The organism is Bradyrhizobium sp. Ec3.3 (assembly GCF_000472925.1).
GTDB lineage: Bacteria > Pseudomonadota > Alphaproteobacteria > Rhizobiales > Xanthobacteraceae > Bradyrhizobium.
In genome coordinates, this window is record NZ_AXAS01000024.1 from 1 (window position 1) to 25,643 (window position 25,643).

General features: G+C 64.2%; 23 protein-coding genes and 1 pseudogene. 6 read left to right on the forward strand and 18 right to left on the reverse strand.

Going from position 1 to position 25,643, the window contains the following annotated elements; genetic code table 11:
* Positions 1–157: pseudogene (locus tag YUU_RS58830) on the forward strand (IS5/IS1182 family transposase); the annotation flags it as partial.
* 270 nt (positions 158–427) lie between these two features.
* On the opposite strand, the gene YUU_RS58835 reads toward YUU_RS58830, so the two are convergent.
* Positions 428–880, reverse strand: a complete 453-nt coding sequence (locus tag YUU_RS58835; RefSeq protein WP_156944457.1) for a hypothetical protein — start codon at positions 878–880, stop codon at positions 428–430.
* 405 nt (positions 881–1,285) lie between these two features.
* On the opposite strand from YUU_RS58835, the gene YUU_RS56525 reads away from it, so the two are divergent.
* Entirely contained in the window at positions 1,286–1,567 is a 282-nt protein-coding gene (locus tag YUU_RS56525) for a hypothetical protein (protein ID WP_084801511.1), read from the forward strand.
* Between the two features lie 180 nt (positions 1,568–1,747).
* On the opposite strand, the gene YUU_RS0123115 is transcribed toward YUU_RS56525, so the two are convergent.
* Positions 1,748–2,023 (reverse strand): hypothetical protein, encoded by a 276-nt coding sequence (locus YUU_RS0123115; RefSeq protein WP_027524541.1) that lies wholly within the window; start codon positions 2,021–2,023, stop codon positions 1,748–1,750.
* A gap of 195 nt (positions 2,024–2,218) precedes the next feature.
* The gene (locus tag YUU_RS0123120; protein WP_027524542.1) at positions 2,219–5,983 is read right to left on the reverse strand and encodes a vitamin B12-dependent ribonucleotide reductase; all 3,765 of its coding nucleotides are present in this window, start codon (positions 5,981–5,983) and stop codon (positions 2,219–2,221) included.
* Between the two features lie 748 nt (positions 5,984–6,731).
* Here YUU_RS0123120 and YUU_RS0123125 point away from each other — a divergent pair.
* A complete protein-coding gene (locus tag YUU_RS0123125) occupies positions 6,732–7,628 on the forward strand; it encodes a DMT family transporter (RefSeq protein ID WP_027524543.1) in 897 nt (298 codons plus the stop codon).
* A gap of 59 nt (positions 7,629–7,687) precedes the next feature.
* Here YUU_RS0123125 and YUU_RS0123130 read toward each other — a convergent pair whose 3' ends face one another.
* The 4 genes from YUU_RS0123130 to YUU_RS0123145 form a co-directional block, all read right to left on the reverse strand.
* Complete coding sequence (locus tag YUU_RS0123130) at positions 7,688–8,230, reverse strand: transposase (RefSeq protein WP_027524544.1); 543 nt, start codon at positions 8,228–8,230, stop codon at positions 7,688–7,690.
* 62 nt (positions 8,231–8,292) lie between these two features.
* On the reverse strand, positions 8,293–10,545 hold the full coding sequence (locus YUU_RS0123135) for a CHASE3 domain-containing protein (RefSeq protein ID WP_027524545.1): 2,253 nt from the start codon (positions 10,543–10,545) through the stop codon (positions 8,293–8,295).
* Positions 10,542–10,952 carry a response regulator gene (locus YUU_RS0123140; RefSeq protein WP_027524546.1) on the reverse strand — a complete coding sequence of 137 codons (411 nt, stop codon included), beginning with the start codon at positions 10,950–10,952 and terminating at the stop codon, positions 10,542–10,544. Before YUU_RS0123140 ends, YUU_RS0123135 begins: the two co-directional genes overlap by 4 nt.
* A gap of 228 nt (positions 10,953–11,180) precedes the next feature.
* On the reverse strand, positions 11,181–11,786 hold the full coding sequence (locus YUU_RS0123145; protein ID WP_027524547.1) for a BA14K family protein: 606 nt from the start codon (positions 11,784–11,786) through the stop codon (positions 11,181–11,183).
* A gap of 232 nt (positions 11,787–12,018) precedes the next feature.
* Here YUU_RS0123145 and YUU_RS0123150 point away from each other — a divergent pair, with 232 nt between their 5' ends.
* Positions 12,019–12,426 carry an NADH:ubiquinone oxidoreductase subunit NDUFA12 gene (locus tag YUU_RS0123150; protein WP_027524548.1) on the forward strand — a complete coding sequence of 136 codons (408 nt, stop codon included), beginning with the start codon at positions 12,019–12,021 and terminating at the stop codon, positions 12,424–12,426.
* A gap of 476 nt (positions 12,427–12,902) precedes the next feature.
* On the opposite strand, the gene YUU_RS0123155 is transcribed toward YUU_RS0123150, so the two are convergent.
* Entirely contained in the window at positions 12,903–13,589 is a 687-nt protein-coding gene (locus YUU_RS0123155; RefSeq protein WP_027524549.1) for a DJ-1/PfpI family protein, read from the reverse strand.
* 105 nt (positions 13,590–13,694) lie between these two features.
* Between YUU_RS0123155 and YUU_RS0123160 the strand changes: the two genes are divergently transcribed.
* The gene (locus YUU_RS0123160; RefSeq protein ID WP_027524550.1) at positions 13,695–14,633 is read left to right on the forward strand and encodes a GlxA family transcriptional regulator; all 939 of its coding nucleotides are present in this window, start codon (positions 13,695–13,697) and stop codon (positions 14,631–14,633) included.
* On the opposite strand, the gene YUU_RS0123165 is transcribed toward YUU_RS0123160, so the two are convergent.
* Both YUU_RS0123165 and YUU_RS0123170 read right to left on the reverse strand, forming a co-directional pair.
* Positions 14,630–15,634 (reverse strand): Na+-dependent transporter, encoded by a 1,005-nt coding sequence (locus YUU_RS0123165; protein ID WP_027524551.1) that lies wholly within the window; start codon positions 15,632–15,634, stop codon positions 14,630–14,632. The genes YUU_RS0123160 and YUU_RS0123165 overlap by 4 nt on opposite strands.
* Positions 15,635–15,843: 209 nt before the next feature.
* Entirely contained in the window at positions 15,844–16,806 is a 963-nt protein-coding gene (locus tag YUU_RS0123170) for an alpha/beta hydrolase (RefSeq protein WP_027524552.1), read from the reverse strand.
* Between the two features lie 248 nt (positions 16,807–17,054).
* Between YUU_RS0123170 and YUU_RS0123175 the strand changes: the two genes are divergently transcribed.
* Positions 17,055–18,116, forward strand: coding sequence for a DUF2155 domain-containing protein (locus YUU_RS0123175; protein WP_027524553.1), 1,062 nt, complete (start codon positions 17,055–17,057; stop codon positions 18,114–18,116).
* Here the strand turns inward: YUU_RS0123175 and aat are convergent.
* From aat to YUU_RS0123215, 8 genes are all read right to left on the reverse strand, one after another.
* Positions 18,113–18,790 (reverse strand): leucyl/phenylalanyl-tRNA--protein transferase, encoded by a 678-nt coding sequence (gene aat / locus YUU_RS0123180; RefSeq protein ID WP_027524554.1) that lies wholly within the window; start codon positions 18,788–18,790, stop codon positions 18,113–18,115. The genes YUU_RS0123175 and aat overlap by 4 nt on opposite strands.
* Positions 18,791–18,851: 61 nt before the next feature.
* Complete coding sequence (locus tag YUU_RS0123185) at positions 18,852–19,955, reverse strand: sensor histidine kinase (protein WP_027524555.1); 1,104 nt, start codon at positions 19,953–19,955, stop codon at positions 18,852–18,854.
* Positions 19,952–20,392, reverse strand: coding sequence for a response regulator (locus YUU_RS0123190; protein ID WP_027524556.1), 441 nt, complete (start codon positions 20,390–20,392; stop codon positions 19,952–19,954). Before YUU_RS0123190 ends, YUU_RS0123185 begins: the two co-directional genes overlap by 4 nt.
* The gene (locus YUU_RS0123195) at positions 20,389–21,915 is read right to left on the reverse strand and encodes a CHASE3 domain-containing protein (RefSeq protein ID WP_027524557.1); all 1,527 of its coding nucleotides are present in this window, start codon (positions 21,913–21,915) and stop codon (positions 20,389–20,391) included. The genes YUU_RS0123190 and YUU_RS0123195 overlap by 4 nt, the downstream gene beginning before the upstream one ends.
* A gap of 107 nt (positions 21,916–22,022) precedes the next feature.
* Entirely contained in the window at positions 22,023–23,372 is a 1,350-nt protein-coding gene (accC, locus tag YUU_RS0123200; protein WP_027524558.1) for an acetyl-CoA carboxylase biotin carboxylase subunit, read from the reverse strand.
* Between the two features lie 82 nt (positions 23,373–23,454).
* Positions 23,455–23,940, reverse strand: a complete 486-nt coding sequence (gene accB, locus YUU_RS0123205) for an acetyl-CoA carboxylase biotin carboxyl carrier protein (RefSeq protein WP_027524559.1) — start codon at positions 23,938–23,940, stop codon at positions 23,455–23,457.
* A 36-nt stretch (positions 23,941–23,976) separates the two neighbouring features.
* Entirely contained in the window at positions 23,977–24,444 is a 468-nt protein-coding gene (gene aroQ, locus YUU_RS0123210; RefSeq protein ID WP_027524560.1) for a type II 3-dehydroquinate dehydratase, read from the reverse strand.
* A 231-nt stretch (positions 24,445–24,675) separates the two neighbouring features.
* The gene (locus tag YUU_RS0123215; RefSeq protein WP_027524561.1) at positions 24,676–25,491 is read right to left on the reverse strand and encodes a DUF1236 domain-containing protein; all 816 of its coding nucleotides are present in this window, start codon (positions 25,489–25,491) and stop codon (positions 24,676–24,678) included.
* Positions 25,492–25,643: the final 152 nt, after the last annotated feature.

The window sequence follows — 25,643 nt, forward strand, 5'->3', positions numbered from 1 at the left end:
CCAGGCCCGCACGATCTGCGAATGCATCCATGCCCGATGGCGGAACTGGGACCTCAGGCAATTGACCGTGCGCGGTATCGAGAAGGTCCGTGCCGTCGTGCTCTGGTACGCCCTCATCAACAACATCTTGCAGGGACACTATCTCGCTAAAGCATAGACCGTAGAAGCACACCGGACGGCCTGACGCCGCCGGCTCCTTGCCATCAAGGGGCGCTACCGCTCCTTGATGTCGAATGCAGAAAAGCGAATTGGCTCACACGCTCTACGGGCTACTGCGGCTTGCAGATGACGCTTCGCTCGAAAGCGAAAGTGATAGGCGAGTTGAGTGCACTGTCAGCGTAGTCCCATGACAGCTTCTTGCTGCCGGCGTTCACTGTCGTGACTGGCATGACTAGAAATTTGAACGCCGCATTGCGTTGCCTGCTCATCACTCGCCTGCGGGTGGGCTACGCAATTGAGATGAAAGTGCCGGATTTACGAGTTGTATGCCTGACGGCGTGATCTGCCATTTGCCGTTGCCCACGGAGACGATAAGGCCTCGGTTCTTCATGCGATGGAGCATGGTTCGAAATGTTCCTTCCTTCAGTGTACCAACGATCAAACAGGCATCTTGGTAAAGGGATCGAGTACCTCGTATTCGTCCGGTCTGCGTCAGAGTCTCCAGTACTGAACTCTCGACTAGCACGCGCCCGACGCTATTCCTTCTTGTGACGTCGACTCGCTTCACCAGTTCGTTCTGCCGGCGCGCTTTGAGCAGCATTTGTTCGAATGAGCGAATTTCATTTTGGAGCTCGCGAATCTTGACCTGTCGTTCCGCGATCTCCTCGCGTATTCGCTTCTCAAGTTCGGCGGCGGTGTTTTGGTCGCGGAAATCGGTCATGTTGCAGACATCTATTTTGTAACGCAGATCGCGAGATCGTTCTTTTCACAGCTTTGTATTTTCAAGGCCTTAGGCACCCTAGGCGAATCGTAGAAAAAATGTTAGTGACGCAGCGTCACTTGACGCTGCGTCACTAACATTTTCGACGCGTTACAGAAACGGTAGACGTTGCGGTAGAGCGTTTTCTATGTATGATCGCCATCGGCGATCGTTGCGCGTTGACACTGCCGCGCGCTTCGATATGAAAAAAGGGCACTAGCAAAAAGCTGCTAGTGCCCTTTCGTCGTTGTGACCCTTAATCGGAGGGGCAGATTGCCCACGACGACAACGGATCTCACTCTTCGCAAGCTTGAGATATCTGGAAAGGTCCCTTAAGGCAACCCTGCCCCGGTACGGAGGCCTTTCTTGGCTAGTTTTACTAAGCGTGTAGAGCTCCATAATGCTGATTGGAGCGACTACGAATTGTTGCATAAGAAGATGGCGGCGCAAGGCTTTTCGCGCGTCATTACCTCTGACAACGGCAAACGTTATCAGTTGCCGCCGGCAGAATATAACTTTGAAGGATCGTCAACCCGTGGTGACGTTTTGGCAAAAGCCCAAACCGCAGCGGGGCAGGTCAAGACGTCATATGCAGTGTTTGTTACTGAAGCTGTTGGCCGTACCTGGTCCGGCCTTGACGCTGCCTAGCAGTCGATTGCGGATAAGCACTAAGGGCGGCCTTTTGGCCGCCCCTTTTCGTGGACGCCCGGAAGTCAATAGGTAGGGAGGGTTGAGCCTTGGCGAAACCCATCATCTTCGCGGTTGGCAATTGATGGTATCGCTTCGCTCCACCCATCCTATGGGTTGCGCGCCCTCATTACACATCAACTATTTTTCAACCTCGGAAAGCCAGCGGTCGATGCGACGGCGCTCGCCGTCGACTTCCGTAATCCCCGCCCACTCGATTCGTGGATGCTGTCTGCGTAGCTCCGCGACGGCGCTGTCATAGCGGGTAAGCGCGTCGATTGGCATGACGCCGGCGCCGGTCATCCAGTTTGTGTCATCGGCACTCTTCGCGGAGCGCTCTGTCAATGTGATTGCGCACCCTCTTGGGGGGCGGACGTGACGAACAAGCTCTTCGATAAACTCCTGGGCGCCCTTCATCGCGATCCTCCAAAACTGGTACTGGCTCAAATGGGAGCCGGTGGGCTGCGTTTCAAGGACGGTCGGCAGACGGGATACATCGCATCAGTCGTTGTTCGCGTAAAACCGTGGCAGCAAAAAAAAGGCGGCCTTCCGGCCGCCCTTCGTGGATGCCCGGGTCAAGCCCGGGCATGACGATCGTCGCGATCTAGCCGCTCACGAACACCCCGTCGTACTTCCGCAAGTATCGCACTTCATACAAGTGCCATTCCGCACCAGCGTGAAGTTGCCGCACTCTGAGCACATCTCGCCTTCATAGCCCTTGGCCTTCGCTTCCGCGCGGCGCTCGGCCTTGGTGGGCACGACCGTCTGCGCGGTGCCGGCCTTGCTCCACTGGAGCTGCTCGAGCTTCTCGGTCGGCGAGAGGTCGTGGCTGGCTTCCTGCTTCAGTGCGACGGCGCCTTCGATCGTATCGCCGGCGCGCACCGATGCGCCGTGCAGGGCGGTGACGCGGTGGCCGCCGGCGGGGGCGCTGTCGTTGCCGGAGGAGACCGCGGCGGAGCCGCCGCGCATCACGACCAGATTGTCCGTGCGCGAGCGGGTGAGGCCGCGCGAGACCAGCTTGGTCGCGTGGTGGCCCGGCTCGTCGTCCGGCTCCTTGCCTTCCTCGACGCCCTTGCCGAGCGCGTCAAAACCCGTCTCGCTGGGATCGACGTGGGCGAGGTCGAAGCGGCTGAGATAGCTCACCGCCAGCTCGCGGAAGACGTAGTCGAGGATCGAGGTCGCGTACTTGATGCTGTCGTTGCCCTGCACGGGGCCCGCCGGCTCGAAGCGGGTGAAGGTGAAGGCGTCGACATATTCATCGAGCGGCACGCCGTATTGCAGACCGAGCGACACGGCGATGGCGAAGTTGTTGATGAAGGAGCGGAGCGCTGCGCCTTCCTTGTGCATGTCGATGAAGATTTCGCCGAGACGGCCGTCGTCATACTCGCCGGTGCGGAGATAGACTTTATGTCCGCCGACGACCGCCTTCTGGGTGTAACCCTTGCGGCGATCCGGCATCTTCTCGCGTTCGCGCATCACGATGATGCGCTCGACGAGCTTTTCGACGATCTTCTCGGAGACCTGGGCGGCACGCGCGGCAAGCGGCTTCTCGTAGAGCTGCTCGACCGCATCGTCCTCGTCCTCATCATCGCTGATGAGCTGCGAGTTGAGCGGCTGGGACAGCTTCGAGCCGTCGCGGTAGAGCGCGTTGGCCTTCAGCGCCAGCTTCCACGACAGCATGTAGGCGGACTTGCAGTCCTCCACCGTGGCGTCGTTCGGCATGTTGATGGTCTTGGAGATCGCGCCCGAGATGAAGGGCTGGCTCGCCGCCATCATGCGGATATGGCTCTCGACCGACAGATAGCGCTTGCCGATCTTGCCGCAGGGGTTGGCGCAGTCGAACACCGGATAGTGCTCGGCCTTGAGGTGCGGAGCGCCTTCCACCGTCATCGCGCCGCAGATGTGGACGTTGGCCGCCTCGATCTCGCGCTTGGTGAAGCCGACGGCCTGGAGCAGGTCGAAGCCGGGGGTTGCGATCGCCTCGGCGCCGATGCCGAGCTGGTCGCGGATGAAATCCTCGCCAAAGGTCCACTTGTTGAAGGCGAACTTGATGTCGAAGGCGGTCGGCAGGGCCTTTTCGACCTTGGCGATCGCTTCATCGGTAAAGCCCTTGGCCTTCAGCGTGGAGGCGTTGATGCCGGGGGCATTCGACAGCGAGCCGTGGCCGACGGCATAAGCCTCGATCTCCGCGATATCGCTCTCGCGATAGCCGAGCGCACGAAGCGCTGCGGGGACCGCGCGGTTGATGATCTTGAAGTAGCCGCCGCCGGCGAGCTTCTTGAACTTCACCAGCGCGAAGTCGGGCTCGATGCCGGTGGTGTCGCAATCCATGACGAGGCCGATCGTGCCGGTCGGCGCGATGACGGTCGTCTGGGCGTTGCGATAGCCGTGCTGCTCGCCGAGCTCGAGCGCCGCATCCCAGGCTGCCTGCGCATGCGCGACCAGGTCGGCCTGCGGGCAGGAGGCGTGGTCGAGCGGCACCGGGTTGACGCTGAGCGCCTCGTAGCCCGAGCTCTGGCCATGCGCGGCGCGGCGGTGGTTGCGGATGACGCGCAGCATGTGCGCGGCGTTCTTCTTGTAGCCGGGGAAGGTGCCGAGCTCGGCCGCCATCTCCGCCGAGGTCTTGTAGGTGATGCCGGTCATGACGGCGGTCAGCGCGCCGCAGAGCGCACGGCCTTCCTTCGAGTCGTACGGCAGGCCCATCGTCATCAAGAGGCCGCCGATATTGGCGTAGCCGAGGCCCAGCGTGCGGAACTCGTAGGAGAGCTCGGCGATCGCGCGGGACGGGAACTGCGCCATCATCACGGAGATTTCGAGCACCAGCGTCCAGAGCCGGCAGAGGTGCTCGTAGCCCTCGACGTCAAAGTGCTTCGTCGTCGTGTTGTAGAAAGTCAGCAGATTGGCGGAGGCGAGGTTGCACGCCGTGTCGTCCAGGAACATGTATTCCGAGCACGGATTGGACGCGCGGATGTCGCCGGACGCCTTGCAGGTGTGCCAGTCGTTCATCGTGGTGTTGAAGTGCAGGCCCGGGTCGGCCGACGCCCAGGCGGCGTAGCCGATCTTCTCCCAGAGGTCGCGGGCACGCAGCGTCTTCGTCACCTTCTTGTTGGTGCGGCCAATGAGGCTCCAGTCGCCGTCGGTCTCGACCGCGCGCAGGAAGTCGTCCTTCAGCGAGACCGAGTTGTTGGAGTTCTGGCCGGAGACGGTGAGGTAGGCTTCTGAATCCCAGTCGGTGTCGTAGGTGTCGAACTGGATGTCCTTGTAGCCCTGCTTGGCAAACTGAATGACCCGCTTGATGTAGTTGTCGGGCACGAGGCTCTTGCGCGCCAGCTTGATCTCGCGGCGCAGGGCAGGGTTCTTCTCGGGGTCGAAGCAGTCGTCGCCCGAGCCTTCGCAGTTCACGCAGGCCTTCAGCACCGCCTTGAGGTGCTTCTGGTTGATCTTGGATCCCGTGACGAGGGCTGCGACCTTCTGCTCCTCCTTCACCTTCCAGTCGATATAGGTCTCGATGTCGGGGTGATCGACGTCGACCACGACCATCTTGGCCGCGCGGCGCGTGGTGCCGCCGCTCTTGATGGCGCCCGCCGCGCGGTCGCCGATCTTGAGGAAGCTCATCAGGCCGGACGAGCGGCCGCCGCCGGAGAGCTTTTCGCCTTCGCCGCGCAGGCGCGAGAAGTTGGAGCCGGTGCCGGAGCCGTATTTGAACAGGCGCGCCTCGCGCACCCAGAGGTCCATGATGCCGCCCTCGTTGACGAGGTCGTCACCGACGCCCTGGATGAAGCAGGCGTGCGGCTGCGGATGCTCGTAGGCCGACTTGGACTTGGTCAGCTTGCCGGTGAAGGGATCGACGTAATAGTGGCCCTGGCCAGGGCCGTCGATGCCATAGGCCCAGTGCAGGCCGGTGTTGAACCATTGCGGCGAGTTCGGCGCGACCATCTGCATGGCGAGCATGTAGCGGAGCTCGTCATAGAAGGCCTGGGCGTCCTCGTCGGAGGAGAAGTACTTGCCCTTCCAGCCCCAATAGGTCCAGCAGCCGGCGAGGCGGTCGAACACCTGCTTCGCCGAGAGCTCGCTGACATAGCGCTCCTTTTCAGGCAGAGCGGCCAGCGCGTCGGTATCGGGCACGGAGCGCCACAGGAAGGAGGGGACGGATTCCTCCTCGACCTTCTTCAGGCGCGCGGCAACGCCGGCTTTGCGGAAATACTTCTGGGCCAGCACGTCGGAGGCGACCTGCGACCACTCGGTCGGCACTTCGACGTTATCAAGTTTGAATACGACCGAGCCGTCGGGATTGCGGATCTCCGACGTGGTCAGCCGGAATTCGATTCCGGCATAGGGTGACTGTCCTACCGTGGTGTGGCGCCGCTCAATTTTCATAGTTTGCCCCGTCCTTTTCTAGCCGGACCCGCCTTTCGTTCAGGCGGTGCCGGGTCGTTATTCTCTCGCGACTCCTCCCGGCCGTTTCGGCTTCAAGGCTTCGCAGTTCAGCCGGTGGATCCGGCCCAGTTTCTCCCGACGGAGCGACCAGTACCGAAGCACCGATCATCCGCCGGCATGTCCACGTGCACCCGCCCCCAAGGGGATGCGCGCGACATGCGTTCAACGCCACCACACTACGCTTGCTCCGGGCCTGTCTCGGCCCGTTCGAGCGCCCCGAGAGTCGGCAAATCAAGGGCAGACAAGCCCTTCACCCGCTGCCCCCTTCGGCTGGCGGAGTGGTCATTTGCGAGGACCCTTTGGGGAGTGACCGGCGGGACGCAAACACACTCGCGCCGAACGGACCGAAAGCTAGGACTCTCCGTTGCGCACGTCAAGAACTAGTGCGAGTTCCTGAATCAAATACTAAATATGGTGGAAAGACGGGGATAACAGGGGTCGGAACCGCGCCTGTTGTGGAGGCAAGTATCAGTGAGTCCTGAGAGATTCCCAACCAAAAAAATTTGCGTTCGGTGATGCCTGGCGGGCTTCGTCCCGCTGTTCACAGGGTGCGTTTATTTTTGCCTCGGGGCTTGCGTCAGCAGGACTCACGTAGCGCTACGGAACGTACAGGCAGCCATGCTCGCTTGGGTGGTGGTGGAGCGCGCCAATAGGCGACAAGGTGGGCCCGTTTCTGCCGGGCTACCACATGCATGATTCGACAAAACGGGGGATGCGGACGCGCATCGCCCCGGCCGGCCTGATGTTCCTCGCCATCACCTCGGTGGGTTGGGGCTTCAACTGGCCGGTGACCAAGTTTTTGCTCTCCGAACTACCGCCGCTGAGCTTGCGCGGCGTCACCGGCGTGCTCGGCGCGCTCCTGCTCGCAGCCCTGGCCGTGATCCGCCGCGACAGCCTGAGGATCGCCCCCGGCATATGGCCGCGGCTTCTGGTCGCGGCCATTCTCAACGTCACCGGCTGGATGGTGCTGATGGGGCTCGCGCTCTTGTGGTTGCCGGCGAGCGAGGCGGCGCTGATCGCCTACACCATGCCGGTCTGGGCCTCGCTCTTTGCCTGGCCGGTGTTAGGGGAGCGGCCGACGCTTCTGCGCACCGTCGCGCTGGTGATGGCCTTTGCAGGCCTGGCCTCGATCATGGGCGGCAACGGCGTCTCCGCGAGCGTGGAAAAGCTGCCGGGCATCATCATGGCGCTCGGCGGCTCGATTGGCTTTGCGGTCGGCACGGTGGTCTCAAAGAAATATCCGATCCATCTGCCGCCCATCACGGCGGCCGCCTGGCAGATCGGTCTCGGCTGCCTGCCGGTTGCGATCGTGGGCCTGGCGCTGGAGACGACGCATCTGTCGCAGGTGACGCCGGTCGGCTGGGGCTTGCTGGTCTATTCGGTCGTCGGGCAGTTCTGCATCGCCTATGTGAGCTGGTTCGCCGCGCTGTCGCGCCTGCCGGCCTCGGTCGCCGCGATCGGCACCATGGCCGTGCCCGTCATCGGCGTCGTGACCTCAGCGCTCGCGCTGCACGAGCCGCTCGGCGCAGGCCAGATCGCCGCGCTGGCCTTCACCCTCGCCGGCGTCGTGCTGGCGACGCGGTGAGGCGGCGCAATATTTGTAGGATGGGTAGAGCGAAAGCGAAACCCATCAACTTTCTTCTCTCAAGTTCTTTCGCCGAATTGGGGACCGTCCTCGTCGCGGGAGACGACTCCGGCCCAGTCCGCCGGGTAAATCCCAAGCTTGACGAAGCGATGGAACGACGACGGCGCCCAGTCTGACACCCGCCCGACCAACCCATGCTTGACGGGATTGATGTGAACATAGTCGATGTGCCTCGCCAGATCCGTCTCGTTCCGGATGGTGTGCTCCCAATAGCGGCGCTGCCACACACCGCGCTCACCCCTGCCGGCACGGCTCGCTGAAATTCGCTCGACCCGCGCGAGGTTGCGAGAGAATGTTGATTTGATCAATCGCCACCGCGTCGCGAAATCCGCATGACCTTCGGGCATGCTCCAGACTGTGTGAAGATGATCAGGCAGCACAACGATTGCATCGATCGTGAATGGGTGCCTTTGACGTGTCTCTCGGAACGCCGCGCGCAGCAACTCGATATGGGTCGTCAACAACGAGAGCTTCCGTTCGACCAGATTGACGGTGAAGAAGAAGGTCCCGCCGGGGACGAAATTGCGGCGATACGAGGTCATTGCGCAACGATAGCACAACTTGGGCGTGATGAGTTTCGCTTCGCTCTACCCATCCTACAATTCTAACCCACCGGCTCCTTGCCGAGCGCCAGGCGGATCATCTCGGCGAGCTGGTTGCGGCGATAGGGCTTGGTCAGCAGCAGCACGCCTTCGTCGAGCTTGCCCTGGTGGACGATGGCGTTGTCGGTATAGCCGGAGGTGTAGAGCACTTTGGTGCCCGGCCGGCGTTTTTCGACCTCCTGCGCCAGCGCGCGTCCGCTCATGCCGCCGGGGATGACGACGTCGGTGAACAGGAGGTCGAACGGCTCGCCGCGGTCGACGAGCGCCAGCGCCGTGCGGCTGTCGGCGGCGGAGATGGTCTTGTAGCCGAGGCTTTGCAGCTGCGCGGTGACGAAGTTGCGCACGAGATTGTCGTCCTCCACGACCAGGATGGTTTCGACGCCTCCGGTCGCCGGAGCAGCCGCGCTGACCGCCGTCTCGCTCGCGCCTTCGCCGGGCGGCAGATAGAGCTTGATGGTCGTGCCGTGGCCCGCCTCGCTGTAGATCTTGATGTGGCCGCCGGACTGCTTGACGAAGCCGTAGACCATGGACAGCCCGAGCCCCGAGCCCTTGCCGATTTCCTTGGTGGTGAAGAACGGCTCAAAGGCCTTTTCCTGCACGTCTGGCGGCATGCCGCTGCCGGTGTCGCTGACCGCGAGCATCACATAGGCGCCGGGCGTCACGTCCGGGTTGGCCTGCGCGTAGGCCTCGTCCAGCGTCACCCGGCGCGTCTCGAGCAGCAGCTTGCCGCCATCGGGCATGGCGTCGCGGGCGTTGATCGCCATGTTGAGCACGGCGTTGGTCAGTCGCGACGGATCGATGTGCGAGGTCATCGGCCCCTGTTCGAGCGCGGTCTCGATCTGGATCTGCTCGCCGAGGGCGGGACGCAGGAGCTTTGCGCTGTCTGATATCGCGGCGTTGACGTCGACGTTGCGCGGCTCCAGCGGCTGCTTGCGGGCGAACGCGAGCAAATGCTGGATCAGCTCGGCGCAGCGCTGCGCGGCATCGTCGATCAGCCGCGCCACACGCTGCAGTTCGGGTTGCTTCCCGAGGCTGCCGACCAGCGTCTCGGTATTGCCCGAGATCACGGTCAGCATGTTGTTGAAGTCGTGCGCGACGCCGCCGGTCAATTTGCCGATGGCGTCCAACTTCTGCGACTGGTGCAGCTGCCGCTCGGTCTCGCGCGAGATGGTCGCATCGTGATAGACCAGCACCGCGCCGGAGATCACGCCTTGCGCGGTGCGCATCGGCCGCCCGCTGATGAGGAGATGGCGGGCGGGATCGCCGCTGTGCGGGCGGACGATCATCTCCATCTCTTCGAATTCGTCGCCGCGCAGCACGCGCGCCGACGGCAGCTCCTCGGACTGCAGCGGCGTCACGCCGTCGCCGTGGAACACGTCCGACATCGCGCGCAGGCTCGTCAGGTTCATCCCGGCGCGATGCAGCAGGATGCGCTCTGCGGCGGGATTCGACAGAAGGACGTTGCTGTCCTTGTCGATGACGAGCACGGCTTCCGCCATGCTGTGGAAGGTGCTTTGCATCACGTTCACCGAGATGCGGAGCTCGTCATGGGCGGTGACGAGGTGCTCGGTTCGCTCTGCGACCGCCGCCTCCAGTGCCTCGTTGGCAGCCCTGGTCTCGTGCAGCGTGCTTTGCAGAGCGACACTGGTGCGCCGGGTCTCGCGTATCAGGAGCGCGACCAGGAGCAGGATGATCAAGGCCCCGACAATGTCGATGCCGAGCAGGACGATGCCGGTACGGCGAGACTCCACCGCGCGAGCGGCAAGCTGCTGATCTTCCTCCGCGGTCAGCCGGTCGAGATTGGCGGTCACCGCCTCCATCAGGCCGCGGCCTTCGGCCTTGCCCTGGAGCGCGGCGATGCCGTCGCCGTCATTCGCGGCGCGCAGCCGCATCGCTTCGGCCGCGATATCGAGCCGGCGCAGAATCAGCGGTTCGGTGCCCTCAAGCAGCGCAACTTGATCGCGATTGTCGTGGAGCGCGCGCTTGAGATCGGCGAGTGCAGGCGCGACGGCCCGGCGCGTCGCCTGGAACTCGTCGTTGAAGGCGGGGCTGCGATAGAGCTCATAGCCGCGCGCCGCACTTTCGGCGCGACTGACGAGCAGGCGCAGGTCCGAAATCTTCTTCAGCGCCCCGACGGTGTGGTTGGCCCATGAGGTGTCGGAGCGCGCCTTGACGTCGAGACCGATCGAGGCGGCGGTGATGATCAGGAGGATCGCAAGTCCGGCACCGAGAATGACACGCTGCGAAGCAATCAAGGGGATTTGTTGTCCTTCACCGGCGTCGCCTCGTCGAGGCATTCCTTGATTGCCGTCAGCAGCGTCTCGGGCGTGAACGGCTTGCGCAGGCAACGCGTCGCGCCGAGCTCGAGTGCCATGCGGAGAAAATCGGGCGAGGGCGATGCGGACGAGGCGAAGGCGTAGCCGGACATCGCGATCAGCGGGATCGTCGGCGCACGCTCATGGAAGATGCGGATCGACTCGAAGCCGCGCATATGCGGCATGAAGATGTCGACCAGCATCGCGTCGAAAATCTGCTGCTCCAGCGCAGCCAGCCCGGTTTCGCCGCCGTCAGTCAACGTGACGTCGAAGCCTTGGCGTTGGAGGAGGACCTCGATGGTCGCGCCGACCATCGGATCGTCATCAACCACGAGAATACGCGGCATGACTCTGCCTAACCAATCGAAGTCCCCACAGTCTTTGCTGATATAGGCGAATCGTGGATCGGGTCAATTTTGGATTGGATTAGGACAGATATGCACGGTGGGGTGCATAAAACGCGCGATGTATGGCGTTCGTGTGAAAGCCCGCGCAGCTCAACGACGCGTCAAAAAGGCGCCGCGTGAAAGCGGCGCCTTTTTCGATCAAATTAAAGCAGTGCAACTAACCTGCCCCTAGGGGCAGGGATGTCGCAGACCGTCATAGCCGAGATAGGTGCCTGACGCGGGGTCATAGGACCTGTAGCGCTGGGCACAATAGGCCGCGGAATCGCCGCCGGTGTCGGGCACGACGGCAACGCTCGGACCCTCGTCATAGTAATAGTCATCGTTGTAGTAGGAGTCGTTGTAGTAGGGGCTGCCGTAGTAGGCATACGACCCCAGCGTCCCGATCGCGGCGCCGGCAGCCACGCCGGGCCAGAAGCCGCCACCGCGATGGTGCCAGCCGCCGCCACGCCAGTTACCGCCGTTCCAGTTGCCGGACGGAGCGCCGGCAGCAATACGGCCGCCTCCGGTGAAGGCTGGCGCGGAGACGCCAGGACGAACCGCTGTGGAGGCTGCGAAATTGCCGCCACCACCGCGGATCGCCGCGGCACCGCCGCCAAAATTACCGCCGCCCATCCGGGCTCCCCCGCCGCCGCCTCCGACCGAGACGTGTCCGCCACCGCCACCGCCGCCACCGACGGCCTGAGCGCGGGATTGGGCAAAGCTGGCGGCCGGCGTCACCAGCGGGAGAACCAGTGCCAGCGTCGCCGTGGCGGTCAAAACTCTGAGATTGTTCATTTTCGGCTCCTTTTCCCGAAATCAAACCGCTCAAGCAGGCAGTGGTTCCCGGGCGCCCGCGTGGTTTGCATGGGAAGCGCAGGATTCCAGCCCGCATCTGTACCCGCCATGAACGGATCGCGTCCTCCTTGCGGCGGATCAGCGCATTCCAGATGGTTCATTCGCAGTGCCGCAACTGGACAAGTTCGCTTGCGGATGGCATCAGGACCCCACGAAGCAGGGCCCTTGCCGCATGAAACAATTCTTTCTCAAGCTCTTCACCTGGTGGAACGGCCAGACCTTTGGCACGCAGCTCTGGACCTGGCGGTTCGGCGAACTGGTCGGCGAGGACGAGCAGGGCAACCGCTACTACCGCACCCGCGGCGGCGTGATCGATCCGACGCTCGGTTTCGAGCGACGCTGGGTGATCTATAACGGCTATGCCGAAGCGAGCCGCGTGCCGCCGGCCTGGCATGGCTGGCTGCATCACGTCGTCGACGTGCCGCCTACCGAGCTCAACTACAAGCCGCGCGAGTGGGAAAAGCCGCATCAGCCGAACCTGACCGGCACGCCCAAGGCCTACCGGCCCTCGGGCTCGACGCTTGCGAGCGGCAAGCGCCCGAAGGCGACCGGCGACTACCAGCCCTGGACGCCCGGCTAGACCGGCAAACTCAGTGATCATTGGTGCTGGATGCATTCGCATCCAGCTATCGCAGCTGTGAACAACGGGAACAGCGGGGACGCCGCGCGCGCCGCCGTTGCACTTTCGCGAGCGATACGGCTCAATGAACCCATCTTACGGAGATGGGAGACCATCGCGTACGGTTCGGGCAACAGTTCGCGGCTGTCCCGAAATGCAGCGGCTGCCGAAGAGGACTCGATCGGGAGATAGGCCCCCGGTCTGGAAGCTCCGAAATCGCCCGTTGGAATGTGCAGCTGTCGTAAGACAGGAAAGGCCGCCCGGGAAACCAGGCGGCCTTTTTCTGTTTGTCGGTCGCGTGCCCCGGACGCAGTGCAGCGCGCCAGCGGTGCACTGCTGAGCCGGGGCCCAGTCTCGTGCGCAGTGGCTCGATGGGTCCCGGCTCTGCGGCGCAGCGTTGCACGCTGCACCGCGTCCGGGACACGAGTGCGGCGTCCTCACATTACCCTGGCCGCGGCCTGCTTGGCGGCTTCGATGCGGCGCGCTTGCGCCGGCGCGATGCGTTCCTTCATCAGTGCGAGCACTTCAGCGGGGGCTGTCTCCGGCGAGCCCGCATTGAACGGCGGTGCCGGATTGTATTCGAGGCGGAGCTGGATCGCTTCCGCCATGGTGCGGTCGACCAGCATCGAGACCAGCGTCAGCGCGAAATCGATCCCGGCCGTGACGCCGCCGCCGGTGATGCGGTTGCGGTCGATGCAGACGCGTGTTCGCGTCGGCGTCGCGCCGAACAGCGCCAGCACCTCCATCGCGCTCCAATGGGTCGCGGCGCGATAGCCCTTCAACAGGCCGGCTGCGCCCAGCACCAGCGATCCCGTGCACACCGAGGTGACGTATTTGGCGCCCTCGGCCTGCCTGCGCAGAAAGTCCAGCACCTCCTCGTCATTGACGAGCGCATCGGTGCCGAAGCCACCGGGCACGCAGATCACATCGAGTTGCGGACAATCGGCGAAGGTCGTGGTCGGCGTCAGCGTCAGCACGGAATCGCTCGGAACGGGCTCGATCCGCTTCCAGATCAGGTGCACCTCGGCGCCGGGCACGGAGGAAAACACCTGCACGGGACCAGTGAGGTCGAGCTGGGTGACACGCGGAAAAACCAGACATCCGATTCTGAGCGGTGACGACATGAGAGCCTCCAGACAATCAGCTTGACGGGCAGACGATGCCATGATGCTCTTCTGTCAGAAATGGCATAATTCCCTCAATTTCGGACATAACGCAGGGTTCGGCCCATGATCGGCGTCCTGATCTTCCCCGACTTCCAGTTGCTCGATGCGGCGGGCCCGATCTCGGTGTTCGAGATCGCTGCGCGCTATTCGAAGAAGGTGCCTGCTATCCGCGTGCTGGCGCTGAACGCCGGGCCCGTGCGCAGCTCGTCCGGCGTCGAGATGATGGCGCGTGATTTCAAATCGGCGCACGCGATCACGACGCTGGTCATCGCGGGCGGCGAGGGCGTGGCGGGCGCAGCGCGCTGCCCGGCCACGCTTGCGTTCGTGCAGCGGCTGGCCAGGCGCGGCGTGCGCGTCGCGAGCGTCTGCTCGGGCGCCTATGTGCTGGCGGAGGCTGGTTTGCTCGATGGCAAGCGCGCGACCACGCATTGGGGCCGCACGCGCGATTTCGTCGCGCGTTATCCCAAGGTGAAGCTCGAGCCGGACCAGATCTTCACCCGCGACGGCAATGTGTGGACATCGGCCGGCATCAGCGCCGGCATTGACCTCGCGCTTGCGATGGTGACCGACGACCATGGCGAGGCCGTCGCGCAGGACACCGCGCGCCAGCTCGTGCTGTACCACCGCCGCAGCGGCGGGCAGTCTCAATTCTCCTCGCTGCTCGAATTGAAGGCGCCGAACGGGCGCTTCGGACCGCTTCTCGCCTGGGCGCGCGAGAACCTCGATACGCCGCTCACGGTCGAGGACCTAGCCGAGCGTGCCAACATGAGCGCCCGGCACTTTGCGCGCGCCTTTGCGGCGGAGACCGGCTCGACGCCGTCAAAGGCGATCGAGCGCTTGCGCGTCGAGGTGGCGCGCGAGCGCGTGCAGTCGTCAAGCGAAGCGATCGAACTCGTTGCGCAATCGACCGGCTTCCGCGACCCCGAGAGGATGCGCCGCGCCTTCATCCGCGCCTTCGGCCAGCCGCCGCAATCGCTGCGGCGGGCGGCGCGGGCGGGCTAGGATGTCGTTCCGGCGGTCGCACCGACCGCAGTCGACTGCGCCGTCAAGCGTCGGGCGATCGGCGTCAGCATCTGCGGCGCGACGTAGTAGGGAAACTGGGTGAGGGCGAAATAGAGCCAGGTCACGCCGGGCAGGGTTCCGGCCGTCGCGGCCAGCATCAGCCCGATATTGCGCTGCGAGACCATCAGCCCGAGCGCGAAGGCCTGTTCGTAGCCGATGCGGCGGAACAGCAGCGTCGTGACGATCAAGAGCGCAAAGAAGATCGCGAAGGCGAGCAGCGCAATGGCGATCGACAGCAGGGGATCGGCGAGGAAGTCGGCGATCACATTGCCCATCACGGCCGCGACGAAGACGAGCAGGATGATGATGTTGATGCCGTCGATCGGCCGGCGTTGACGCTGGATCGCGTCGGCGCCGAACAGCCAGCGGATCACGGTTGCGACCATGAGCGATCCCGCGAGGATCGCGAGCAGTTTTGCGCCGAGCGCAAGCGGCGAGATGCTGAGCGTTTCGCCAAGGAAGAGTGCGGCGAACAGTGACGCCGTGAACGGCACCAGCGCCGTGGAGGTCACCAGCGTGACCAGCACCAGCGTGGCATCGAGGCCCATCAGCGCCGCGATCGCGGGCGATGCCATCATCGGCGAAGCGATGGCCTGGAGCATCAGAGCGAGGAACAGCTCGGGCGAACGGGCATCGAAGCCGGACAGATGCGCCACGAGGCCGAAGATCAGGGGAACGCCGATCGTTGTCCAGGCGGTGGCCGCGACGATCAATCCCGGCCGGCGCAGATGCGCGCGCAGCGCGGCGAGATCGACGCGCATGAAGGAGATGACGAGCAGAAGGAAGATCGCTTCGGTCACGTAAGGCCGCAGCAGCGCGCCGAGGGGCGGGATCGCGATCCCGAACAGCACCAGCGCCGCCACCGCGCGGGTACCCTGGTCGCCGAGCCATGCCAGCCATCGCACGGGGGCGACCAGGATGCGTTGCAGGCTGAGGGACATTTTGTCTTCCAGGAGAGGGGCCACCTCGCGCGAAGCGGTTGAGGCGATTTGCGGAGTGCAACTCTTGAGGCACTGGCCTTGTTGTTCAAAGTAACAAAGTGATTACCGTGCATTGCCATGAGCGGTAGCCCGGATGAGCGAAGCGATATCCGGGGACAGGTGCTTCCTCGCAGCGACAAAGTCCGCGCATGTCGCTTCGCTCATGTGGGCTACGATCGATCATCGCTGGCTGAGATCCTCAACCACGCGCCGATCTCTTTGGCCGCGACATCGGCCTGCGGCAACAGCTTGCCCATGGTGAAGAAGCCGTGGAATTGGCCGGGGAAGTGTCGATAGGTGACGGGCACGCCGGCAACTTTCAAGCGCTGCGCATAATCGTCGCCTTCGTCGCGCAACGGATCGCCGCCTGCGGTCAGCACATAGGCCGGGGGCAGGCCGACAAGCGTCGGAGCGCGCGCAGGCGAGGCGCGCCAATCATGGGTGTCGGCGGTGCCATTGAGATAGTGGTCGCGAAACCAGCGGATCACGGAGTGGGTGAGGAGGAGGCTGGTTTCGGGCTCGCTGTGCGAGGCGTGAGTCATCGCGAAATCGACGGCGGGATAGATCAGCACCTGGCCTGCGATGGCCGGGCCGTTGCCGTTCCGGGCGGCGATGGCGACCACGGCGGCGAGATTGCCGCCGGCGCTGTCGCCGCCGACGCAGAGGCACGACGCATCGATGCCAAGCGCGCTTGCGTTCGCTGCGATCCAATGGGTCGCGGCGATGGCGTCGTCGACCGCGGCGGGAAACTTGTGCTCGGGCGCGAGGCGATAGTCGACGGAGATCACGATGAGCTCGCCCTCGACGGCGAGCTTGCGGGCTGCGACATCATGGGTGTCGAGATCGCCGATCACCCAGCCGCCGCCATGGAAGAACACCAGAGCCGGCGATAGACCGTCGCGTTGGCGCAGCTTCATTGGCACGTAGAGGCGGGCGGGGATCTTGCCGTGCGGCGCCGGGATCGCAAGCGCTTCGACGCGTGCCAGCTCCGGCGGCTCGGGATTGGTCGCAAAGCGCGCTTGCGAATAATCCGCGCGGGCTTCCGCTGCGGTCAGCGCTTCATAGGGCGGGCGGTCGGCGTCGAGGAACGTCTTGTAAACGGCGGCGGCATCGGGATCGAGGACGACTGGCATGGGAGGCCTTATCGAGGAATTGGCAGGGCGCTTTCGGAGTCGCCTGTTGGAGGCTCCCCGGAATGATGGGGAGGCGCCGCCCGTCAGGGCCCGCCGGAAAGGGTTCATCGACGCAACTATCCCATCCACCGGGCGGTGTGGCCAGCCAAGGGACCGGGAACGGGCCGGCGGGCGGGGGAAACCGCCCTTTCCCCGCCGTATTCGGCGTGTTAACCGGATGGTCTGCGAGCGGCCGTAACCCCTGTACAATGCTCGATAAACCCGATTCGCTGTTGAAGCCGCGCGAGATGTCTCGAAACCTGATCCTGACCGGCCTTGCGGCGCTTTTTGCCGCCACAGCGATGACCGTCTCGCCTCCGGCGCAGGCGCAGATTGGCACGATCTTCTCCGATCCGCCGCCGCTGCGGCCGCCCGGCAGCATTCCACGCGGCAACCAGCCGCAGCAGCAGATGCCTGACGACGACGAGGAAGTGCCGGAGCTGCCGCCGCAGGGCCGCGTGCTGCCGACGCCGAACCGTCCGGCCGCCCGCCAGGGTAATGCTCTGCCCGGTCCGGTTGAGACGCAGCCTCTGGCGCCGCCGCCGGGAAGCACCGTGCTGCCGCAGAACCAGCAGCCCTCCATCGCGGTCGCACCGCCCAATCCTCAAAGCCCCCCGCCGCAGCCGGGCGCCAATCCGACGCTGCCGGGCTTGCCGCCCGGGCAGCGCCAGCCCAAGGGCACGCCGCAAAACGGTGTGCCGCAGACGCCGGCCAGCCTTCAGCCGGGCGATGAGGTCGTCACCGAGCCTCCGGCGCAGAAGATCGTGAACAAGAAGGCGACCTTCTCCGGCCTCGACAAGATCACCGGCCGCATCATCAATTTCGACGAGGAGATCGGCGAGACCGTGCAGTTCGGCGCGCTGCGCGTCAAAACCGACGCCTGCTACACGCGACCGGCGACGGAAGCCGCCAATACTGACGCTTTCGTCGAGGTCGACGAGATCACGCTGCAAGGCGAGGTGAAGCGGATTTTTTCGGGCTGGATGTTTGCGGCAAGTCCCGGCCTGCACGGCGTCGAGCACCCGATCTACGACATCTGGCTGACCGACTGCAAAGAGCCGCAGCAGACGATCGCGACCGCGGCGCCGGATCCGGCGAGCAGGCCGGCCGCGCCACCGCCGCCGGCGCAGAAGAAGGCCGCACCCAAGCAGGCCGTGCAGCAGCCGCGTCCGCCGCAGCCGCCGCCGCAACAGCAGCAGGTGCCGCCTCCGCCGCCGCCACCGCAGCAGCAGCCGGGCCTCTTCGGGCTCCCGGGCTTCGGCCGGAATTAGCTTCGCGTCGCGATGATCTCGAGTGCGCTCGCCCCCGGGATCGCGTCTCCAGGCAACTTCAGGAAGTCGGCGGACTCGCCCGCCAGCGCCTTGTCGAGCAGGGCGGTGTAACGGCGCCTGGAAATCTCGACCGCACCGAAGCTGCGCAGATGCTCGGTGACATATTGCGTGTCGAGCAGCTCGAAGCCGCCGCAGATGAGCCGCGCCACCAGATGCACCAGCGCGACCTTCGAGGCATCACGCGCGGTGTGAAACATGCTTTCGCCGAAGAAAGCGCGTCCCAGGCTCACGCCATAGAGACCACCGACGAGGTCGTCGCCCTGCCAGGCCTCGACACTGTGGCAATGGCCGAGCTCGTGCAGGCCGCCATAGAGGTCACGAATACGCTTGTTGATCCAGGTGTCCTCGCGTCCGACCTGCGGCGCGGCGCAGCCCGCCATCGTCGCCTTGAAGGCGGTGTTGACGGTGACGCGAAACACATCCGAACGCACGGTGCGCGCAAGGCGCGAGGCGACGCGAAATCCATCGAGCGGGATCACGCCGCGCATCTCCGGCTCGACCCAGAACAGAGTCGGATCGTCCGCGCTCTCGGCCATCGGAAAGATGCCGCAGGCATAGGCACGCAGCAGCACGGCGGGGGTGATTTCAGACGAGGCGGAGTCGCGCGCAGTCATGCGCGGCACATTAGCAGGATCGCGGCAGCCTTGCGATGGGGTCGATGCGGGGCTTCGCGGATCAGCTCGCGGCGGCGCTGTTCGTCGTGCTCGACGGCGCGGGCAGGCGGCGGAACTTCAGCAGGATCTTCGTCCCGGCGTGATCCGGATCGCGTTCGACGGAGGCGTCGAGCTTGGAAGCCATCGCCGCGACGATGCGCTGGCCCATCCCGGTCGAGCGCGGATCGGCCTTGGCGTTGTCGCCGACGCCATCATCGGCGATTGACAGAACGAGATCCTCGCCCTGCGAGGTCAGCTCGACGTGAATGGGGCCTGCCCCGTCCGGATAGGCGTATTTCACCGCGTTCATGACGAGCTCGTTGACGATGATGCCGACCGCGACTGCGCGGTCCGGATCGATCTCGATCGGCTCGGCCTTCAGCGTCAGGCGCGACATCCGGTTGCCCTCGGCCGAGCGGCGGAGGTCCTCGAGCAGCGAATCCAGATACTGGTTCAGGACCACGCTCTTCAGATCTTGCGAGGTGTAGAGACGGCGGTGCACCTGTGCGACCGCGGCGACGCGGCCCATCGCATTGGTCAGGGCGGCCTTGACCTCCTCCTGCGCAGCCGAGCTTGCCTGGAGATGCAACAGCGAAGCGATGATCTGGAGCGAGTTGCCGACGCGGTGGTTGACCTCGCGCAGCAGCATTTCGCGCTCGGCGGCAAGCGCCGCGTAGCGGTCGCGCGAGGCGTGGATCTCGGCTTCCGCCTCCTCGCGCGCCTTCTGCAACTCGGCCTGACGCAGGGCGCCGTCGGCCGCGACACGCAGCAGCGGGATGAAGTCGCCCGTGACATCCTTGACGAGGTAATCGGCGGCGCCCGCCTTCAGCGCGGTCACGGCAATGCTGGAATCCTGCGAGGCCGTGACGAAGACGACGGGCGGCGCGTCCGGGATCGCCATGATCTGTTCGAGTGTCTCGAGACCGTCGAGGCCCGGCATGTACTGGTCCAGCGCCACGACGTCGATGTCGCCGTCGACGTTGCCTTGCCGGATGCGAGCGAGGCCTTCCTCGCCGCTTGCGGCAAGAACGACCTTGTAGCCGCGGCGCGACAGGCCGCGCTCGACGAGGCGCGCCAGCGCGTCATCGTCGTCGATATAGAGCAGCGTCGGCGTGGTCTGGCTCATGTGGCGGCGGCTGGGATCTGGATGACGGAGAAGAATAGCCCGAGCTGGCGGATCGCGTTGGCAAAATTCTCGTAGTTGACCGGCTTTGTGATGTAGACGTTGCAGCCGAGCTCGTAGCAACGCTTGATTTCCTGGGAGTCGTCGGTGGTGGTCAGCACCACCACGGGCGATGCCTTCAGGTACTTGTTTTCCTTGATCCGCCTCAGGATATCGATCCCGGTCATGTCGGGCAGGTTGAGGTCGAGCAGGATCAGGAGCGCGTTGCCTTTGTGCGCCAGGCCGTTGCCATCAGCGCCGAACAGATATCTGGTGGCGTCCGTGCCGTTCGCGAACGGTACGATCTCGTTATTGACGCCGGAGCGGCGGATGTTGCGCTCGATCAGGCGGGCGTGCCCTTCGTCGTCCTCGATCATGATGATGGTGACGGGCTGGGTCATTGGTTTCTGTCCCGATTGCTGGCGTTCCACTTGATCGGCAGCGTGATCGTGAACGTGCTGCCGACGTTAAGTTCGGAGGAGACCGACATCGTGCCGCCGAGGCGCCGCACCAGGGCGCGGACGTGGGCAAGGCCGATGCCCTGGCCCGGCTTGTCCTGGAGGCCGGCGCGGCGGAACAGATCGAAGATGCGCTGGTGATCCTTCGGGTCGATGCCGCGGCCATTGTCAGAGATCTCGAAGATCGCATAGCCGAGCTTGGTGCGGCCGCGCAGCACGATCTCGCCGGGAACGCCGGCCTTGAGATACTTGATGGCGTTGTCGATCAGGTTGGAGAAGATCTGCTCCAGCGCCAGGCGGTCGCTCACGATATCAGGCAGCTCGCCGACGCGGATTTCGGCCTGCGCCTCGGCGGCCTGATGCGCTACCGTCGCCACGATCGTCTCGATCAGCTCGCCCGTGTCGATCCTGACCGGCTCGAATTCGCGCCGGCCCTCGCGGGTGAGGTTGAGGATCGCCGAAATCAGGCGGTCCATCTTGCCGATCGAGGATTTGATGAAGCCGAGCGCCTCGGAAAAATCCTGCGACAGCTGCTTGTCCGGTTCCTCCAGCGCGCTTGCTGCGGCATCATTCATTGCCAGCGGTGGCCCGTCCGCCGGCACGTGGGTGAGGCTGCCGATGCGCCGGAAGATGTCGTTGCCCAGTTCCTCGAGCTCGCTGGTGAAGCCCATGATGTTGACCAGCGGCGAGCGCAGGTCATGACTCACGATATAGGCAAAGCGCTGGATCTCGTTGTTGGCTTCGCGCAAGTCCGCCGTGCGTTCATCGACGGTGGTCTCGAGATTGAGATTGGCATCGCGCAGGCGTGCCTCCGCCTCGTCGCGGATGGCCGCCGAGCGCCGCACCAGCCAGATCGAGATCAACGCGAGCACCACGACGAGACCGGAGCCGATGCCGGTGAGCGATGCCGCCAGCGTCTGACTGTTGTTGGCATTGGCCGAGCGGAGCGTGAATAATCGCTGTTCCTCGCGGAGCATGGCGTCTGCGGCGTCGCGGATCGTGCTCGTCGTGTCGCCGGCGGCCGCTTCGCGGACGAGCGCGGAGGCGCGTGCGAAGTCGCTCTGCTCGATGTAATTCATCTCGCGCGTGAACTGGTCGAGCCTGGTTTCGACCGCCGGCCGCAGCTTGCGGACGCTTTCCGCCTGCGCGGGATTGTCCTTGGTCAGCTCCACCAGCCTGTTGAGATGCGGCGGGACCCCCGCCACCGCGGCCTGGTGGTCGGTCCAGAATTCCGGCCCGCGCGTGAGGAGAAATCCGCTCGCACTGCTCTCGGCGCGGCGAATTTCCAGGAGCAGCGTGTGGATCTGGTTCTCGACCTCGATGGTGTGAATGACCGAGGCGTTGTCGTCACGCGCCTTGTTGACGAGGTAGACGGAGCCGGCGCTGATCACCGTCAGCACCAAGAGTCCCGCCGCGAACAGCAGGATCTGCCAAAGTGCGCGCCGCCGTCTCAGGTCAGGCGTCACGCCAACTCCAGTTCCGACCTTAAGAATTTCCACTCCCCCATGCAGAAAACCCGCCGATAACGCCGCAAGCGGCGTTCGGTTCCATAGCAAGGGTAGGACGGTGGCCGCTAGTTGCCGGATTGGCCGGCCAGGTACTGTTCGAGCCAATGGATGTGATAGTCGCCGTCGATGATGGCGGGTTCACGCACCAGGGATCGGAACAGCGGCAGCGTCGTCTCGATGCCGTCGACCACCATCTCGTCCAGCGCGCGGCGCAGCCGCATCAGGCACTCGGTGCGGGTCTTGCCGTGCACGATCAGCTTGCCGACGAGGGAATCGTAGTAGGGCGGGATCGTGTAGCCCTGATAGACGGCCGAGTCGATCCGTACGCCCAGACCGCCGGGCGGATGGTACTGCGAGATCCGGCCAGGTGAGGGACGGAAGGTCTGCGGGTTCTCCGCGTTGATGCGGCACTCGATCGCGTGCCCGATGATCTGGATCTCCTCCTGCTTCGCCGGCAGGTCGCCGCCGGCGGCAATGCGGATCTGCTCCAGCACGAGGTCGATATCGGTGATGCTCTCGGTGACGGGATGCTCGACCTGGATACGCGTGTTCATCTCGATGAAGTAGAACTCGCCGTCCTCGTAGAGGAACTCGATGGTGCCGACGCCGAGATATTTCATCTCGCGCATTGCCTTGGCGCAGGTTTCACCGATCTTGGCACGCGCGGCCGCGGAGAGGACGGGCGAGGGGCCTTCCTCCCAGACCTTCTGGTGACGGCGTTGCAGCGAGCAGTCGCGTTCGCCGAGGTGGATCGCGCCGCCGCGGCCGTCGCCGAGGATCTGGATTTCGATGTGGCGCGGCTTCTTCAGGTATTTTTCCAGGTAGACGGACGCGTCGCCGAAGGCGGATTTCGCCTCGTTGGCGGCGGTCGACAGCGCCAGCGCAAGGTCTGCCTCGCTGTTCGCGACCTTCATGCCGCGGCCGCCGCCGCCGGCGGCAGCCTTCACCAGCACGGGGAAGCCGATCTGCTTCGCGATCGCCGTCGCGTCGTCGTTGGGACCGACCGCGCCGTCCGAGCCGGGCACCACAGGGATGCCGAGCCGCTTGGCGGTCTTCTTGGCCTCGATCTTGTCGCCCATCAGGCGGATGTGCTCGGCCTTCGGACCGATGAAATGCAGATTGTGCTCGGAGAGGATTTCCGCGAAGCGCGCATTTTCCGACAGGAAGCCGTAGCCCGGATGCACCGCATCGGCGCCGGTGATCTCGCAGGCCGCGAGCAGCGCTGGAACGTTGAGATAGCTGTCCTTCGACTGTGGCGGCCCGATGCAGACGCTCTCGTCGGAGAGGCGGACATGCATCGCGTCCGCGTCGGCGGTGGAGTGCACGGCGACGGTCGCGATCCCGAGCTCCTTGCAGGCCCGCAGGATGCGAAGGGCGATCTCGCCGCGATTGGCTATGAGGATCTTGTCGAACATGGTGCCTCAGCGGGCAAATAGCGAGTAGCGAATGGCGAATGGAAGTGTAGCAACCATTCGCTATTCGCCATTCGCCACTCGCTTATTCAATGATGACCAGCGGCTCGCCGAACTCGACCGGCTGGCTGTCCTCGACCAGGATCTGAGTCACGGTTCCGGCGCGCGGCGAGGGGATCTGGTTCATGGTCTTCATCGCTTCGATGATGAGGAGCGTCTGACCGACCGAGACCTTGGAGCCGACCTCGATGAAAGGCTTTGCGCCCGGCTCGGGCGACCAATAGGCGGTGCCGACCATCGGCGAGGTGACGGCGCCGGGATGTTTCGACAGATCTGCCGGCGCTCCGGCCGCAGTCGCCGTGGCAACTGCCGCGACAGGGGCCGCGATGATCGACGTCGGCACGGCCGCGGCGACGCTGATATTGCGCGCGACGCGCAGGCGAAGTCCTGCGCGTTCGATCTCGATCTCGGTGAGGCTCGTCTCGTCGAGCAGGGTCGCGAGTTCGCGGATGAGCGCGGAGTCCTCGCTGGAAAACTTTGCGGCTGCTTTATCGTCTGGCTGGCGCGCCATGATCTTGATTCCGAACCTTCTGTTTGAAAAGGGGCGTCAGGCTTTGGGCTGGATGCCGAGCTTGGCGGCAAGGCCCTGGATCGCGAGGCGGTAGCCTTCGATGCCGAAGCCGCACAGCGACGCGAAGGCGGCGCGGGCGGTGTAGGAATGGTGACGGAAACTCTCGCGGGCGTGGATGTTGGTGACGTGCACCTCGACCGTCGGGATCTGCACCGCGAGCAGTGCATCATGCAGCGCGATCGAGGTGTGCGAATAGCCGCCGGCATTGATGATGATGCCTTTCATCTTGCGGGCGTGCGCCTCGTGGATGAAGTCGATCAATTCGCCTTCGCGGTTGGACTGCCGGCAGTCGGCCTTGAGGCCGAAGTTCGCTGCGGTCTCCCGGCAGAGCGTCTCGACATCGGCGAGTGTCGCGTGTCCGTATTTCTCCGGTTCGCGCGTCCCCAGCATGTTGAGGTTCGGCCCGTTGAGGACGAGGATCGTGTCGGTCGCAGGTTCAGCCATTCAAAATCCCGTCAGGTGCTTCGGCGGAGGTGGCGGGGGTTATAGGTAACAAAGGGGCTTAGGGGAAGCCTTCAACGACCTCCCGCGGGGCTTCAGATAGCTCATCCAGCCCGCAAAAAGCTGTGCGGAAGCTACGGAAATTGCTTGTTAACCAGTCCAAATCATGGCCGGCCGATGGCAAAAAGGGCGGGCATTGCTGCCCGCCCCTGGGGGGTGCCGATCTGCCGGCCGTCAGGCGTTGAGAACCGCGATGATCTCGTAGGTGACAGGATCGATGATCACGATCTCCTCGCGGACCAGGATGTACCTGTAGCTTCGCCACTCCGGATATATCGTCGCCACCCGCGACGGCAGGGCGTGCAGCTCGATGCCCTCACGCGGAATCCGCGTGCCGACCGAAACCGAGAAGTTGACGTTGCTGACGGGAGCCACGTGCTCCTCGTGGATCACTGACGTGATCTGCGTGCGCTGCTCGGTCGAGAGCTTGGCGCCGGCGCCGGCCTGGCCGGTGGTCTGTGTCTGGGTCGACGTGCCGGACTTGGTTTGCGTCTCCGAGCTCATGCCCTTCGACCTGTCCTGCTGGCCCTGGGCGCGTTCGTCAGTGCGTTGGCCCTTCGTTACACCCGACTTCTCCTCAGCCGTCGGATTCTTGTGCATCGTGCCCGAGGACTTTTCGTCCTTCATCGCGCCTGAGGATCTCTCTTCAGCGCCGGACTTCATTGACCCGCCGGCCTGTCCCACGGTGCCCTTTTCCTTGCCCGTCGAATCCTTGTGCATGGCGCCGGACTTCTCGTCCTTCATCGCGCCCGAGGACCTCTCTTCAGCGCCGGACTTCATGGATCCGCCAGCTTGTCCCACGGTGCCTCTTTCCTTGCCCGTGGATTCCTTATTCATGGCGCCGCCGTGCTCGGTCGCGCCAGCTGATGGCTGGTGCTGCTGCGTCTGCTGACCGCCGTACTCCTTGGTCCCAGTTCCCTGCGCATTCGCGAGACCAGTGCCCGCGACGAGTGCCAGCGCGGCAACCGAGATCATAAAGCGATTAGTCATTGAACCTCTCCTCACGTGTTTTGTGCGTCATTGCCCGCGCCGACAACGAAAGGAGAAATGAGATGTTCCGAAACTTCATCGGTTCCGAGGTTTTTGTTTGTTGAATGCGAGATGAATGGTCGCACCAAGATTCCGACAACAAAAAAGGCCGG